The organism is Achromobacter sp. EG18 (assembly GCF_059759395.1).
The window spans coordinates 5,207,748-5,221,808 of record NZ_CM186213.1 but is presented as its reverse complement, the minus strand read 5'-3'; the positions used below and the strand labels follow the sequence as shown (position 1 = coordinate 5,221,808).

Here is a 14,061-nt window from a genome sequence, read left to right as displayed (position 1 = left end):
CCCTGGCAAAAGGCCGGACTCAGGCGTCCAGTCCGATATCGAGCACCTTGGCGCTGTGCGTCACCCAACCGACGGCGATCTGGTCGACACCGGTGGCGGCCACCGCGGCGGCGGTGTCGGGCGTGATGCGGCCGGAGGCTTCGGTAATGGCGCGGCCGCGCGCCATGGCAACCGCCTGGCGCAATTCGTCCAGGCTCATGTTGTCCAGCAGCACCACGTCCACGCCCAGCGCCAGCGCGGTTTCCAGCTGCGCCAGCGTGTCCACTTCCAGCTCGATCTTGACCATGTGGCCGACGCTGGCGCGGGCCCGCTGCACCGCGGTCTCGACGCTGCCGGCCAACGCGATGTGGTTGTCCTTGATCAGCACGGCGTCGTCCAGGCCGTAGCGGTGGTTGCTGCCGCCGCCCACCCGCACCGCGTACTTCTGCACCGCGCGCAGGCCCGGCATGGTCTTGCGGGTGCAGGTGACGCGGGCGCCGTGGCCGGCGATGGCGCGGGCGATCGAAGCCGTTGCGGTGGCCACGCCGCTCAGGTGGCACAGGAAGTTCAGCGCCACCCGCTCGGCGCTGAGCATGGCGCGGGCGTTGCCGCGGATGGTCGCGATTTCGGTGCCGGGCGCCAGCTCGGCGCCATCGCGTTGCGCCACGCGAAACTCCATGGCGGGGTCCAATGCGCGAAACGCCAGGCGCGCCAGGTCAAGACCGGCCAGTACGCCATCCTGGCGCGCCACCAGGCGCGTCTGCGCCACGGCATCGGCCGGCACGATGGCGTCGGTGGTCAGGTCTCCGGCCCGTCCCAGGTCTTCGAGCAGGGCCGCGCGCACCAGCGGCTCCAGCATGACATCCGGCAGGGAGGGAATGGTCAATCGGGCAAACGGGGCTTCAGCATTAATGCTCATTTTGAGTATTTGTTGGTTAAAAAAAGGCGCGCTCCAATTGCGCATGCACTTATGCTAAAGATGAGTATATAAGCTTGTCAAGCGTCAGAGTCCGCGCGACACGGGCAACTTGCTGCCGGCGATGGCGCGCTCGAGCAGCACATCGCGGCGGAAGCGGAACAGTTTGGCCGGACGACCGGCCGTGCCGGTTGCCATTTCGCCGGTCTCTTCCACCAGCGCCTGCTGCTCGATCAGGCGCCGGAAGTTCTGCTTGTGCAGGCCGCGCCCGGCCAGGGCCTCGACGGCCTGCTGCAACTGCAGCAGCGTGAACTGCGCCGGCATGAGTTCGAACACCACCGGCCGGTACTTGATCTTGGCGCGCAGCCGCGCGATCCCGGTGGCCAGGATGCGGCGGTGGTCATGGCGCATCGGCTCGCCCGGCAGCGCGGCGGCCTGCCCCGCCGCGTGGCGTCGCCCCGCCTCGGGCACCAGGCCGGCCTCGAACAGCAGCTCGTAGCGCTGCAGCACCATGTCTTCGTTCCAGGCAGCGCCATCGAGCCCGAAGGTGATGGCAACGCGCTGGCCGCGGCGGTTGCGCATGGCGGTGTCGGAAGCGCCTTCACACCACGCCCGCAGGCGTGGCACGATCAGTTCGTCCAGCACCGAGGGCGTGCCCGCGCGCCGGTCTTCCCACGGGAAATAGCGGTACCAGTCCTGCCAACCGACCTGCGCCACGCCGGTCTCGCCCGCCTCGCGAGTCAGGCCGAGATAACTGACGGACATGACCCGCGCACCCGACTCGTCGGAACGATCGCCGTCGGCGAAGGTATAGAGCTGCTCGACGTAGCCCAGGGGATGATGCGTCTGCGCCTCCACCCACGCCCGCAAGCCCGCTTGCAGCGAACGGTGCGAGAGTTCGAAAGGCCCCGCCGGCAAGGCGCGCGCGTCATCGGTGGTCAGGACGCGCGGCTCGCCGTTGGTGACGGCGACCAGGACGGCGACGAGTTCGGCATGGACGGAGCGTTCGACGGATTCGGTCAAGGTGGATGGCTGGAAATGAAGGAAACCGGGCGCTGTGGAGGGAGGTCGCGAGGCCAGGACATTCGTGGTCTGGCAACGTCGCAACGCGCTCGGCATTATAAGGGCCAGGACGTTGCAACAGCCCCTTGCAAACGTGACAACGCAAATGGCGCCGCGGGCCGATGGCAGCCCTAAGATGAAGGGAAATCCCCGGCGCGTCGCCATCCTGGGACGCCCACAACCGGAGACGTCATCATGCTGAAAACCGTCATCGATTCTTCCGCCGCCGCGACCAAACCGGAACCGGCCAAGGACAAGGCTGCCACCGTCGACCCACGCAAGGGCACCGGCGTGCTGCCGATGCCCGACCAGAGTCCCACGGTCGCCGGCATGCCACGGCAGGGCCGCGCCATCGAGCCACCCGGAGATCCCGGCATCATCACGCCGGAGGACGATCTGCTCGATACCTCGTACGAAAACCGCAAGCCCTGAGGCTGCGCGCCCCCCCCCCCGGCCGGGGCGCCGCGCGCGGGCCGTCAGCCGACCTTGGCCACCGCTTCCTGGCGCGTGTCGACCACCGTCAGGATGGCCAGGAACCCGCTGATGTCGAACACCTCGCGCACGTGCGGCTGCATCGCGCACAGCGCCAGCGCGCCAGCGCTCTGCTTCAGGCGCTTGGCCAGCACCAGCACCACGCGCAGCCCGGCGCTGGAGATGTAGTTCAGGTTCGACATGTCGAGCACGAAGCGGTGCTCGCCCTTTTCCACGTGCGACAACAGGTCCGCTTCGATGCCCGCGGCGTTGCCGCTGTTGATCTGCCCTTCGGGCGAGACAACCAGCACTTCCCCGACTTTCTCGATTGCGAGATTCATAGTGGTTCCCGGAAATTGACCGGCGCCCCGATCCCGGCGCTTGCGGGCGGCGGCGCGATGCCGAGATGATACGCGAGGCGCCCGCGCAGCCAAACGCAAACTTCAAAACGCGCGCGCCATAGCCTGCCGGTACGCCGTCGGCGCGCATTCGGGCATACTTCCACCTGCACGTGTACCACTGAACGCAAGGCGACCATGCCCTCTCAGCCCGATACGCTTGACCTCGTCCCCGACGCCCGCGCCGTCGCTTCCGCCATCGAATGGCTGGAGGCCATCGCCGAGCGCGACGGCTGGTCACCCAAGCTGAGCTTCGGTCTGTCCTTGAGCCTGGACGAAGCGCTGACGAACATCGTTTCGTATGCCTTCGACGATCCCCTGCTCGCGCCCGATCCTGCCCGCGTCAACCTGGCCTGCCGCCAGGATGACGAATGGATATCGCTGGAGATAATCGACAATGGCCGACCGTACGATCCCACCAAGACAGCGCCTCCCCCATTGGCCGCTACGCTCGACGACGCCGAGATCGGCGGCCATGGCGTGCGGCTGATGCAGCACTATCTGCACGACCTGCGCTACACGCGCGACGGCGGCCGCAATCGCCTGACCCTCGTGATGCGCGCCGCGTGACTCACCGGCGCGTCCCATCAAGACGCGCTATCGACAACTTGCAATGCATAGACAGAAAGTACCGAACGAAACCCGGTGATCTGTCACTCATGCATAGACTGCGCGCCGGTTGCGCGTGGCCCCCGCTCAGATGCCGCCCGTGAACGCTCCCTATCGTCCAGAAGGATTGCTTGCCCGCCCCCTGCATGCCCGCGTCGACGCGAGCGCCGTGGCCCACAACCTCGCGCGCTTGCGCGCCGCGTTGCCGGACAGCGACGCGCCACGGCTGTGGGCCACGGTGAAAGCCGATGCCTACGGCCACGGCCTGGCGCGCGTGCTGCCGGCCCTGCGCGACGCCGACGGCCTGGCCGTGCTGCACCTGGACGAAGCCCGCGCCTGCCGGCAACTCGGATGGAACGGACCGGTGCTGGTCTATGGCGGCCTGTACTCTCCCGCCGACACCTTGTTGCTGGACACGTCGGACCTGCACCTGGTCATCACCCACGCCGCGCAGCTGCAATGGCTGGCGCAATCGCCGGCGCGCGAGCGGCCGGCGATCTGGCTGCGTTTCGCCGGAGACATCCATCACACCGGCTTCTGCGCGGACGACTATCGCGCCGCCTTCGAACAGGCCCGGCAGCTGGCCGCGCGCGGCCTGGTCGGCGAAATCGGCCACTTGAACCACTACGCCCGCGCCGATGAAGCCGACGGCGTCGACCAGGCCGACGCGCACTTCCGCGAGGTGGTCCGCGGATTGCCGGGCCCGGTGTCCACCAGCAATTCCGCCGCCGTGCTGCGACATGCCGGCCTGGCCGCCGGCACGCAATGGGTGCGCCCCGGCCTGGCACTGTATGGCGCCAGTCCCTTCGCCGACCGCAGCGCGGCACAGTTGGCATTGCGGCCCGCAATGTCGCTGCACTCGCAGGTGGTCGGCATCCAGCGCGTGCGGGCCGGCGCCGGCGTCGGCTACAGCGGCGCCTTCGTGGCGCCGGCGACCATGGACGTCGGCATCGTTACCTGCGGCTATGCCGACGGCTATCCGCGCCATGCGCCCACCGGCACACCGGTGATGGTGGCCGGCGTGCGCACCCGCCTACTTGGACGCGTGTCCATGGACATGATGGCGGTGGACCTGGATCCCATCCCGCAAGCCGCCATCGGTTCCCCCGTGACGCTGTGGGGCGCGGACGGCCCGCCGGTCGAAGAAGTGGCGATGGCCGCGGGCACCATCGCCGCGCAATTGCTGACTGGCTTGAGCGCGCGCGTGCCGGTGGCGCTGGCCGGCGCCACGCGCTGAATGACGGCGCCCAGGACACGCGGCGCCTCCCCGACGCAAGCCGCGGCGCGGCGCGCCACGGCGGTACCGTCGCTGGCGTCAGGCCGTTTCTTCGCGCGGCCTGGCCGGCGCGAACAACAGGAACACCAGCGTCGCGCCCAGGTAGATCACGCCGGTCGCGGCCAGGCCCGCGCCCATGCCCGCGGCGCCGAACATCGCGCCGACCACCAGCGGACCGGCCATCTGGCCCAGCTTGTCGGCAGCCCGCATGACGCTGGTGGCGCCCGCGGCGCCGTAGCGCTGCACATCCGGCAGGGCCAGCATGTAGGGCGATTGCGACGCGCCGGCGAAGCAGCTCGCCAGCGCCAGCAGCAGCACCGCGGCGGCGGCGGCCAGCAGGCCGCTGTTGAAGTACAACCCCAGCATGCCGGCGCTGCCCACCAGGCCGCCCAGCACGATCCAGCTTTTCTTGATGCTGCTGCGATCCACCACCCGCCCCATCAGCGGCCCGACGTAGATGACGCACAGGCCATAGATCATCAGCACCCGGCCGATGCTGGACGCGGCCACGCCTTCGGCTTCGAGATAGAGCGGCAAGGCGAAGGACAGCAGGCCGACCTGGGCGATCGAGAACGGAATCACGCTGCCCAGCAGCAACAGGCCGAAGTCGCGCGTGCAAAGCAGGCGCAAGGTATCGGTGAAATGCGCGTGGACGCGTCCCGCCGCCTGCGCGGCCAGCTTGCGCCCGCGGTCCATGTAGGGGCGCATCAGCACCAACACGCCCGCCAGCGGCATCGCCAGCATCACCGCGCCCACCGCGAAGACGGCGCGAAAGCCCACCTGCTCCATCAGCATCGCGCCCACCGCGGCGCCAGACAAGTGCCCGGCGAACAGGCCGGCGATCACGCCGGTCATGTTGCGGCCACGATACTGCGGCGGGCTGCGTGTCACGATGAAGCCCTGCAGCCCCATCCACGTCAGGCCGTAGCCCAGGCCCACCAGGCCGCGCGCGGCGCTGAACATCAGCAGATTGGCGGCGGCGGCGCAGGCCAGCATGCCCGCGGCGGACACGCCCAGGCCCGCCAGCACCGGCACCTGCCAGCCCCTGCGGTCGGTCAGCCGGCCGGCCAGCAGCGAGGTCAGCAGGCCACAGCCCATTTCCACCGAGATCGGCAGGGCCAGCAACAGATTGGCCGGCAGGTCCAGGCCGCCGGCCGGCAGGCTGCGCGCATACAACGGCAGGAAGCCCAGCGGCAACGCCCACGCGAACAGGAAGCCGAACATCACCGGCCGCGCGATGCGTCCCACTTCGGATTCATCGTCGGGACCGACGCGGCTGCCGTCGGCCAGGGTGGCGCGCGCGGCGAAGGCGCGGTTCATCAGCAGCGCCAGCAGCAACAGCATCTCGATCGCGGCCACCAGCGCCACCGCCACCACCGTCACGGCATCCAGCGCACGACTGCGCACGCCCGCGGCGATGACATCGCCGGACAGGCGCAGCACCAGGTCGCCATGCGCCTTGGGATCGGCCAGTGCCGCGCCGAGGGGCAGCACCAGCGTCAGGTCGTCGGCCTGCGGCCGGCTCACGGGCAACTGCGACACGTCCAGCGCCCCGCGCGCATCGGCGCCGTAGAGGACGCGGCCGTTGCGGTCGGCCAGTTCGATCTGCGCCACCGCCGGGAAAGTGCCGGCCAGGCGGCTGAACGGCGCCTCGACGCCACGCAGCCGGTCCACTTCCAGCCCATAGCCGAGCACCCGGTTCAGGTCGCGCTGCAGGCCCTCGGCCAACAGGCCGACGTTATTGCGCGTCACGTCGAGCCAGCCGCTGCGGAAAGTGGAAATGGTGTAGGCCGCGTACACGCCCTGTGCCAGCACCAGCGCCAGCAACGGCACCACGAAACGGGCCCGGCCGCCGGCGGCGAGCGAGGTCAGCGGCACAACGTATTTGAAGACCGCCGCCAATCCCAATCCGACCAGCACCGTAACCAGCAACAGCACCTGCAGGTTGTCGATGATGAGCCGGCGACTGGCCTCGCCGTCCTTGGCAGCGGACAGCACCACGGCGCCCACCACCTTGCCGCCCGCGGCGCTCAGCGGCACGGCCACCGTCACCCCGTCGTCGGCAACGCCGACCAGGGCGCCGGAGCCACGGCGCGCCAGGCCCGCCGCGAGCGGGCCGCCCGCATCCAGCGTGCGCGCCAACCGCGCCGCGCCTTCGGGCAGCTCGCCCTGCGTGGCCAGTGCCTGGCCATCGGCCAGCAGCACCGCGGCGCCCTGCACGCCGCGCGAGCCCGCGGCCCCATCGCGCAACGTGTCGCGCAGACCGAAGTACTGTTCAAGCGGCTTGCCAAGGCGCAGGCCGTTTTCGATATTGCCGGCGACGCGGCGCGCCACCACCTCGACGCGGTCGGCGGTGGTATCCACCACCAGCCGGTTCAGCGCGGACAGGCTGAGCGCGCCGATCAATGCCTGCGCCAGCAGCAGCACGGCCAGACAGGCCAACGTGACTTCAAGCACGGGGCGACGACGCAACCCATCGAGCACTATTTGTATTGGTTCGCTACGCATGGGGCCCCGCCGCCGCAAAGTATTTACACACGGGCACCAATGGTATTTACAATTAATGCAAATTGCATCTTATTTCACGCCTTCACCTCATCCGCCGCCTATCGCCCCCATGTCGTTGCGCTCGCTCCGTAGCAAGATTTTTCTACTGGTCGTAGCGCTGCTCCTGGCGGTCGCGGCATTCGTGATGCTGACCACCCAGCGCAATGTCACGCGCACGGTGGTCAACAGCGAGCGCCACGCCGTCAGCAACGTGATGGAACTGGTGCTGCGGGATGCCGAGGCGCGCTGGGGCGCCCTGCTGGCGGACAAGATTTCCACGGTGCGCAGCGGCCGGCGGCAGCTGATGCAGAGCGGCACGGTGGTGGCCGCGGCCCTGAACGCCTATGCCGACATGGCCGAACGCGGCATCATGACGCCCGGCGCGGCCAAGGGCATGGCGCGCGCCTGGATCAATCGCCTGAAACTCGACGATCGCCGCTACGCCTTCGTCTATGACGCCGACTTCCAGGTGCTGGCCAGCGGCAACCCGGACATGATCGACCGCGACCTGTCGTCGCTGTCCGACTTCAAGAACCGGCCGCTGGCCCAGGCCCTGCTCGAGGAAAGCCGCAGCTCGGGCTATGGCTTTGCCATCTACCGCTGGCCGCCGTCGGCCCAGCGTGGCGATGGCGAAACGCGCTACGCCTATTTCGGCTACTTCCGTCCCTGGAACTGGGTCTTCGCCATCTCCGACAGCGCCCAGGATGTGATCGAGCAGATCGAGACGCGCCGCGCGCAATTGGAAAACTCGGTGCGCGACACGCTGTCGAAACTGACGCTGGCGCAATCGGGCTTCATCTTCATCGCGGCCGATGACGGCCGCATGGTCGTGGCGCCTCCCGAGGCGCGCGCCGGCCTGCTCGACGCCAAGGATGGCCAGGGCGAAACGCTGCGCGCGCTGCTGGCGCGCCAGGACCGCGGCGGCAAGCTGCAAAGCCTGCGCTTCGAGGGCGGCGACGGGCCTTGGCAAATCGACAGCGCCCGCTTCGCGCCGCTGGGCTGGACCGTGGTGGCGGTGGTTCCCGAAAGCGACCTGACGGCGCCGGCGCGCGAGCTGCTGAATCGGCAGGCGCTGATCTTCGTCGGCATGATGCTGGTGGCGCTGGTATGCGCCTGGCTGGTGGCGGCGCGCATCGTGCGCCCGCTGGAGACGCTGACCCACTATGCCCGCCTGCTGCCCGAGCAGGACCTGACCGCGGCATCCAGCGTGCCCGCCTACATCGCCGCGCTGCCGGACAGGCACAAGGATGAGGTCGGCCGGCTGGCGGCATCGTTCCTGTTCATGGACCGCAAGCTGCGCGAGAACATCTCCCGGCTGATGCGCGAGACCACGGCCCGCGAACGCTTCGAAAGCGAGCTCAATATCGCGCGCGCCATCCAGCTCGGCCTGTTACCGGTGCCGCTGTCGCCGCTTACGCGGGAGCAGATCGACCTGAATGCCGTGATGCTGCCGGCCAAGGAAGTCGGCGGCGACCTGTACGACTACTTCACCCTGCCCGACGGCCGGCTGTGCCTGGCCATCGGCGACGTTTCGGACAAAGGGGTGCCGGCGGCACTCTTCATGGCGGTGACGCGCACCTTGATCCGCGCCACCGCCGAGGACGAGACAGATCCGGCGTTGATGATGCAGAAGATCAACAATCGCCTGTCCGAAAACAATCCCAACATGATGTTCGTCACGCTGCTGGTCGGTGTGCTGGACATGACCACCGGCGAACTCAAATGGGCCAACGCCGGCCACCTGCCGCCGGCGGTGGTGGGCGCCGACGGCGTGGTGCGGTTGCTGGAAGGCCGCAGCGGCCCCGCCTGCGGCGTCCAGGAGAACCTGGAGTACCGCTGCCTGTCGACCGTGCTGGGGCCCGGCGAGATGTTCGTGGGCTACACCGACGGCATCACCGAGGCCGTCAATCCGCAGAATGCGCAGTACGGCGACCCGCGCCTGCTGGCCGTGCTGTCCAATCCCCCCGTGCCGGCGGCCAGCCTGGCCAAGCGTCTGCTGGAAGACGTGCAGGCCTTCGCCGACGGCGCGGAACAATCCGATGACATCACATTGATCGTGATCCGCCGCCCATGAAGACATCGCTGTCCCCCCTATTGCTGAGCCTGGCCCTGCTGGCGCCCGCCGCGAGCCTGGCCCAGGCCGCGGCGGCGGCCCCCACCGCCGGTCCTGCCGCGGCCACGCCGCCCGCCGCCACACCACAGGTGTTTCCCACCAAGCCGGTGACGCGCCCCGACGGCAGGAAATGGCGCATCGGCTATTTCGAGAGCGGCGACTACAGCGAATATCCGCGCACGCTGCGCGTCACCGTCGATGGCCTGCAGAAGCTGGGCTGGATCACCGTTCCCGCCATCCCCGACGGCCTCAATGGCAGGCAGATGTGGGAATACCTGGCCGACAACGTCCGCAGCGACACGCTGGAATTCGTGCGCGACGCCTGGTGGCAGCCGGGCAACTTCGACGCCGCGCAGCGGCCGGCCGTGCGCGAATCGATCAAGCAGCGCCTGGAGGGCAGGAAGGACATCGACCTGATCATCGCCATGGGCACCTGGGCTGGCCAGGACATGGCGGGCCTGGGCGCGCCGGTGCCTACGATCGTGGCCTCGACCAGCGATGCGGTCGGCGCCCGCATCACCCGCTCGGTGCAGGACAGCGGCCTGGACAATCTGCACGCGCGGGTCCAGCCTGAGCGCTATCAGCGGCAAGTGCGCCTGTTCCATGAGATCGTGCCGTTCAAGCGGCTCGGCCTGGTATACGAGGACAGCCCCGAAGGCCGCACTTACAGCGCGGTCGAGGCGGTCGAGCAGGTGGCGCGCGAACAGGGTTTCAAGGTGCTGAGCTGCAACGCGCCCTCCAATGGCATCGCGCCCGAAGTGGCCACCCGCAATGCGCTGGAATGCTATGCCAGGCTGGCGCCGCAGATCGACGCGGCCTACGTCACGGTGCATCGCGGCGTCACCCCGACGTCGATCGACACGGTGGCCGAGATCCTGCGGCAGGCGCGGGTGCCCAGCTTCTCGATGCTGGGTTCCGAAGAGGTCAAGCATGGCCTGTTGCTGAGCCTGGCGCAGGCCGACTATTCGTACGTCGGCCTGTTCTATGCCGAGACCATGGCGCGCATCTTCAACGGCGCCAAGGCGCGCGAATTGAGCCAGGTCTGGATCGATCCGGCCAAGATCGCCTTGAACCTGCAGACCGCCCGCGTGATCGGCTTCGATCCGCCCGTGGACATCCTGCTGGCGGCCGACGAAGTCTACGAGGCGCGGTAACCCCCTGTATCCGGCGCCGGCCTGAAATCGCGCAATCGCATAAAATCCGCATACGTGTCGTGGCAACGGAACTAAAACGCCACCCGGGTTACTCAATCACAGGGGCTGTTGAATCTCCTCTGGGCCCGATCTCGGACACGCCGGATTTATTGGCTGCATGACAATTTCATCGGTTACCCCATCATCGCCGTTCGTCTCTCTCGATGCCTTCGCCAAGGCGGCGCAGAGCGGCGAGGACGTCTACGTCGACATCGCGGGCGAAACGCTGCGGGTTCTCGGCGTGGGCAGCACGCCCGGCGGCCGCAGCGTGGCATGGGTGGCGCCCAATGTCGACACGACCGGCATGTTCGCCCAGGCGTTGGCCCGCAGCTACGGCCAGGGCATCGCCAGCGCGGTGTCGCGCGAACTGGGACTTGAACCGAATCCGGGCAAGCCGCTGTCGGCGCGCACCGTCACGCTCGCACTCGACATGGCGCAAACCTCGCGCGACGCCCTGTCGGGCGTTGATTTCATGACACGCCTGGCGCTGTCCGCCACCAACGACGCGCCGGCCTTCCAGCAGGCCTGTCGCGACGCCGGCGTGGCGCCCTCCGGCCTGGACGCCGGGCGCCGCGGCGCGCTCGACCAGGCCATGCAGGCGCGCTTCGACCAGGCGGCCGAATCCGGCCACAGCCCGGTTTCCCTGGCCACCGCGGCGGGCTGGCTGCGCGACCTGCTCAAGTCCGCCTGAAGCGCATGCCGGCAGAGGATTCCGCTCCCCGGAATATCCTCGCGCGCGGTTTACTTGTTTTTACATATCTGACTTAAAAAACGCTACTTTTGCCTCAATATTTCGATTTTCGAAATATTGTGACAGAGGTAAGCTGCGATAATTCGCGCCATGCCGGTAGTAACTTGTAGCTTAATACACGTTTCTTTTCCCAACCCATGACCAATCCGAGCGATTGCACAACCGCTTCCCCGGAAGCGGATTTGCCTCCCATTCGCCCTGACGGCGAAGGGCAGGGATGGGACACGGGCGAGGAATACCTGCTGCGCGACCTGGTGCGGGAACACGCCACCCGGCTGCAACGCTTCATCGTCAAGCACATCGGCAACAGCAGCGAGGCCGAAGACCTGGCCCAGCAGGCCTTCGTCGAAGCGGCCCGTTCGTACCGCAGCTTCCGCGGCGAATCGCAACTGTCCTCCTGGCTGTACGGCATCGCGCTCAACCTGGTGCGCAACCACCTCTCGCGCGCGCCGGAGCGGCGCCACGACTTCGTCAGCGACAGCGTGCTGGCCGACCATGCCGCTGACGACCTGTCTCCGGACCGCGTGGCGGAACAGAACCAGACCCTGGCCCTGCTGCAGGAGTCGCTGGAAGAACTCCCGGAAAACATGCGCGACATCCTGCTGATGGTGGGCATCGACGAAATCTCGTACGAGGACGCGGCCGCCCTGCTGACAGTGCCGGTGGGCACCGTGCGCAGCCGCCTGTCGCGCGCACGCGCCGCGCTGCGCGACAAGCTGGCACAGAAGGGCTTGCGGCTCGACGCCTGAGCCGCGGCGGCCCAGGCCGCCCCCTTCGCGGCTTGTCCGCTAATGTGCCGTGCCGTATCTGCGGGACAGCACACTAGGGCGCCCTGCCCGTCCCCGGCGCCGCCACCGGCTCGACCTGGATCACCGGCCCCTGCTGCGCGTTGGACTTGCCTTCCAGCACCGGCGCGGCGCTAGGCGTGCCATCGAGCCATTCGGAGGCCCGCACCGGGCCGCTGCTGCGACGCAACTCCACATTCGGTCCGAAGACGATGCGCGTGCGCTGGCTTTGCGCCAGGTCGAGATACTGCCCCGCCGTCATGCGCCCGTCTCCTCCCCATGTGGCGTTGAGCATGGGGCCGGTGCCCGCGGCGCCGGGCGTGGCCACCACTTCGCCGTTGATCGCGACCACCTTCGGCCGGATCAGGAACAGGCGTTCGCGCCGCTGCACGGTCTTGGACTTGTTGGAGAACAGCAATCCCAGGCCCGGAATGTCGCCCAGGATCGGCACCTTGTCGACCTGCTCCGAATTCTGGCTGCTGTTGTAGCCGCCGATCAGCAGGGTCTGGTCGTTGCCGACGATGGCCAGGGTGCTGATATTGCTCTTTCGGACGGTAGGCAGATTGTCGATCTGGCGCTCTTCCTGGATGCGGCCGTCTTCGATGTCGACCGTCAGCTCGACCCGCGCGCCGTTCTTCGATTCGATATGGCGCGGCGTCACGCGCAATGAGGTGCCCACGGTCACCGGTGTCACGGTCGCCACGCGCTCGCCGCGCGTCTGGATATAGAAGGTGTCGGACAGGTCGATCATGGCGCCGAGATTGTCGGCGGTCAGGATCGACGGCTGCGACAGGATGTTGGCCTGTCCCTTGGTCTGCAGCGCGCGCAGGCGCGCCGCCAGGGTGTTGCCGACGCTCACGCCGATGGTGCCGGGCGACAGGGCGGCGCCGCTTTCCAGCGGCAGGCCGCCGCTGGGACCGAGGCCCAGGTTGCCATAGCCGAAGGTGGTGGAGCCGGCGCGCGCGCCCCAGGTCACGCCCAGTTCGCTGACCAGGTCGGAGTTGACGTCCACGATCATGGCCTCGATCTCGACCAGCGTGCTGGGCAGGTCGAGCTGCTCGATCAGGCTGCGGTAGATGGGAATGCGGTCCGGGATATCCTGCACGATGATGGCGTTCAGGCGCGCATCGGCCTGCACCGTGGGCTCGCGCAGGCGCAAGCCCGACTTGCCCGTGCTGGCAGGCGCGGCAGGCTGATTGCCCGCCTGCCCGGCCGGCGCTGCGGCGCCGTCGCCAGCCACCTGCGGGAACGCCGGCGGATTGTCGCGCAACGGCGCCGCGATCGCGGCCAGGGTTTCGTTATTGGCGCCGCCCCCGCCGCCGGTGATCAGGTTGCGCAGCACGGTCGACAGGCCGGGCGTCACCACCTTCTGGTCGCGGTAGCTGATGGTGCGGTCGTTGACCGAAGCATGCTTGAGCCGGAACACCGCCACCTGCTGGCCGCCGGCGCCCATCGGCAGCGCGGCCACGGTGCGTTCCACCAGGTCCACGTAGCCCGGAGGGCCCGACACCAGTGCAATGCCCTGGTCGGGCAATTCGCCCCAGCCAAAGCGCGGGTCCAGCACACCCAGCTGCTGCAAGGCCTGGCGCAAGGCGCTGATGGAACTGCCCATGGCGCTGACCGAGCGCGTTTTCATGTCGTTGGTGCGGCTGACGAACAACGTGCCCGCGTAGACAAACCAGTTGAAGCCGTACACGCCGCCCAGCCGGTCCATGAACTCGGTCGGCGTATTGGCGTTGAATTTGCCATTGACCGTGCCCGTGACATTGGGGCCGATCTGCAGCGACAGGCTGAAGCCCCCGGCGAATTCACGCAGCAACGTCTGCAGGTTCTCGTCGCGGGCATAGTAGCTGTAGGGCACGTTGGGCCAGTTCGGCGCGGCTTGCGCGCCGGCCGCCAGGCCCAGCGACAACGCGGTCGCCAGAATCATCCGCTTCAACACTCTTTCTCCTCGGGCGGAA

At 68.3% G+C, this 14,061-nt stretch carries 12 protein-coding genes; 7 read left to right on the top strand and 5 right to left on the bottom strand.

Translation table 11 applies throughout. From position 1 onward, the window contains the following. Positions 1 to 19 precede the first annotated feature (19 nt). On the bottom strand, positions 20 to 898 hold the full coding sequence (gene nadC / locus AC6CR5_RS24105; RefSeq protein WP_006388683.1) for a carboxylating nicotinate-nucleotide diphosphorylase: 879 nt from the start codon (positions 896 to 898) through the stop codon (positions 20 to 22). A gap of 84 nt (positions 899 to 982) precedes the next feature. Beyond that, complete coding sequence (locus AC6CR5_RS24100; RefSeq protein WP_006388682.1) at positions 983 to 1,918, bottom strand: NUDIX hydrolase; 936 nt, start codon at positions 1,916 to 1,918, stop codon at positions 983 to 985. 234 nt (positions 1,919 to 2,152) lie between these two features. On the opposite strand from AC6CR5_RS24100, the gene AC6CR5_RS24095 reads away from it, so the two are divergent. Continuing rightward, the gene (locus tag AC6CR5_RS24095) at positions 2,153 to 2,389 is read left to right on the top strand and encodes a hypothetical protein (protein WP_026382474.1); all 237 of its coding nucleotides are present in this window, start codon (positions 2,153 to 2,155) and stop codon (positions 2,387 to 2,389) included. A 44-nt stretch (positions 2,390 to 2,433) separates the two neighbouring features. Here AC6CR5_RS24095 and AC6CR5_RS24090 read toward each other — a convergent pair whose 3' ends face one another. Continuing rightward, a complete protein-coding gene (locus AC6CR5_RS24090; protein WP_006388680.1) occupies positions 2,434 to 2,769 on the bottom strand; it encodes an STAS domain-containing protein in 336 nt (111 codons plus the stop codon). Between the two features lie 195 nt (positions 2,770 to 2,964). On the opposite strand from AC6CR5_RS24090, the gene AC6CR5_RS24085 reads away from it, so the two are divergent. Together AC6CR5_RS24085 and alr are read left to right on the top strand one after the other, a co-directional pair. Next, positions 2,965 to 3,396, top strand: coding sequence for an ATP-binding protein (locus AC6CR5_RS24085; RefSeq protein ID WP_026382475.1), 432 nt, complete (start codon positions 2,965 to 2,967; stop codon positions 3,394 to 3,396). 130 nt (positions 3,397 to 3,526) lie between these two features. After that, the gene (alr, locus tag AC6CR5_RS24080) at positions 3,527 to 4,672 is read left to right on the top strand and encodes an alanine racemase (RefSeq protein ID WP_054508178.1); all 1,146 of its coding nucleotides are present in this window, start codon (positions 3,527 to 3,529) and stop codon (positions 4,670 to 4,672) included. Positions 4,673 to 4,750: 78 nt separating this feature from the next. On the opposite strand, the gene AC6CR5_RS24075 is transcribed toward alr, so the two are convergent. Beyond that, complete coding sequence (locus AC6CR5_RS24075; protein WP_081397373.1) at positions 4,751 to 7,168, bottom strand: MFS transporter; 2,418 nt, start codon at positions 7,166 to 7,168, stop codon at positions 4,751 to 4,753. A 160-nt stretch (positions 7,169 to 7,328) separates the two neighbouring features. On the opposite strand from AC6CR5_RS24075, the gene AC6CR5_RS24070 reads away from it, so the two are divergent. From AC6CR5_RS24070 to AC6CR5_RS24055, 4 genes are all read left to right on the top strand, one after another. Further along, positions 7,329 to 9,332, top strand: a complete 2,004-nt coding sequence (locus AC6CR5_RS24070; protein ID WP_020925199.1) for a SpoIIE family protein phosphatase — start codon at positions 7,329 to 7,331, stop codon at positions 9,330 to 9,332. Further along, the gene (locus tag AC6CR5_RS24065) at positions 9,329 to 10,525 is read left to right on the top strand and encodes an ABC transporter substrate-binding protein (protein ID WP_498085011.1); all 1,197 of its coding nucleotides are present in this window, start codon (positions 9,329 to 9,331) and stop codon (positions 10,523 to 10,525) included. The genes AC6CR5_RS24070 and AC6CR5_RS24065 overlap by 4 nt, the downstream gene beginning before the upstream one ends. Before the next feature lie 157 nt (positions 10,526 to 10,682). Further along, positions 10,683 to 11,255, top strand: coding sequence for a BspR family type III secretion system anti-sigma factor (locus AC6CR5_RS24060; protein WP_047993391.1), 573 nt, complete (start codon positions 10,683 to 10,685; stop codon positions 11,253 to 11,255). Between the two features lie 242 nt (positions 11,256 to 11,497). Then, on the top strand, positions 11,498 to 12,064 hold the full coding sequence (locus AC6CR5_RS24055) for an RNA polymerase sigma factor (RefSeq protein WP_020925202.1): 567 nt from the start codon (positions 11,498 to 11,500) through the stop codon (positions 12,062 to 12,064). Between the two features lie 73 nt (positions 12,065 to 12,137). Here AC6CR5_RS24055 and sctC read toward each other — a convergent pair whose 3' ends face one another. Next, positions 12,138 to 14,030 carry a type III secretion system outer membrane ring subunit SctC gene (gene sctC, locus AC6CR5_RS24050; protein WP_035199458.1) on the bottom strand — a complete coding sequence of 631 codons (1,893 nt, stop codon included), beginning with the start codon at positions 14,028 to 14,030 and terminating at the stop codon, positions 12,138 to 12,140. Between the last annotated feature and the right edge of the window lie 31 nt (positions 14,031 to 14,061).

Bases quoted from the DNA above. Each gene is read 5' to 3' on its own strand.
- AC6CR5_RS24095 (WP_026382474.1), top strand. From the start codon at position 2,153: ATGCTGAAAACCGTCATCGATTCTTCCGCCGCCGCGACCAAACCGGAA.
- sctC (WP_035199458.1), bottom strand. From the start codon at position 14,030: ATGATTCTGGCGACCGCGTTGTCGCTGGGCCTGGCGGCCGGCGCGCAA.
- alr (WP_054508178.1), top strand. From the start codon at position 3,527: ATGCCGCCCGTGAACGCTCCCTATCGTCCAGAAGGATTGCTTGCCCGC.
- AC6CR5_RS24090 (WP_006388680.1), bottom strand. From the start codon at position 2,769: ATGAATCTCGCAATCGAGAAAGTCGGGGAAGTGCTGGTTGTCTCGCCC.
- nadC (WP_006388683.1), bottom strand. From the start codon at position 898: ATGAGCATTAATGCTGAAGCCCCGTTTGCCCGATTGACCATTCCCTCC.
- AC6CR5_RS24065 (WP_498085011.1), top strand. From the start codon at position 9,329: ATGAAGACATCGCTGTCCCCCCTATTGCTGAGCCTGGCCCTGCTGGCG.
- AC6CR5_RS24085 (WP_026382475.1), top strand. From the start codon at position 2,965: ATGCCCTCTCAGCCCGATACGCTTGACCTCGTCCCCGACGCCCGCGCC.
- AC6CR5_RS24070 (WP_020925199.1), top strand. From the start codon at position 7,329: ATGTCGTTGCGCTCGCTCCGTAGCAAGATTTTTCTACTGGTCGTAGCG.
- AC6CR5_RS24060 (WP_047993391.1), top strand. From the start codon at position 10,683: ATGACAATTTCATCGGTTACCCCATCATCGCCGTTCGTCTCTCTCGAT.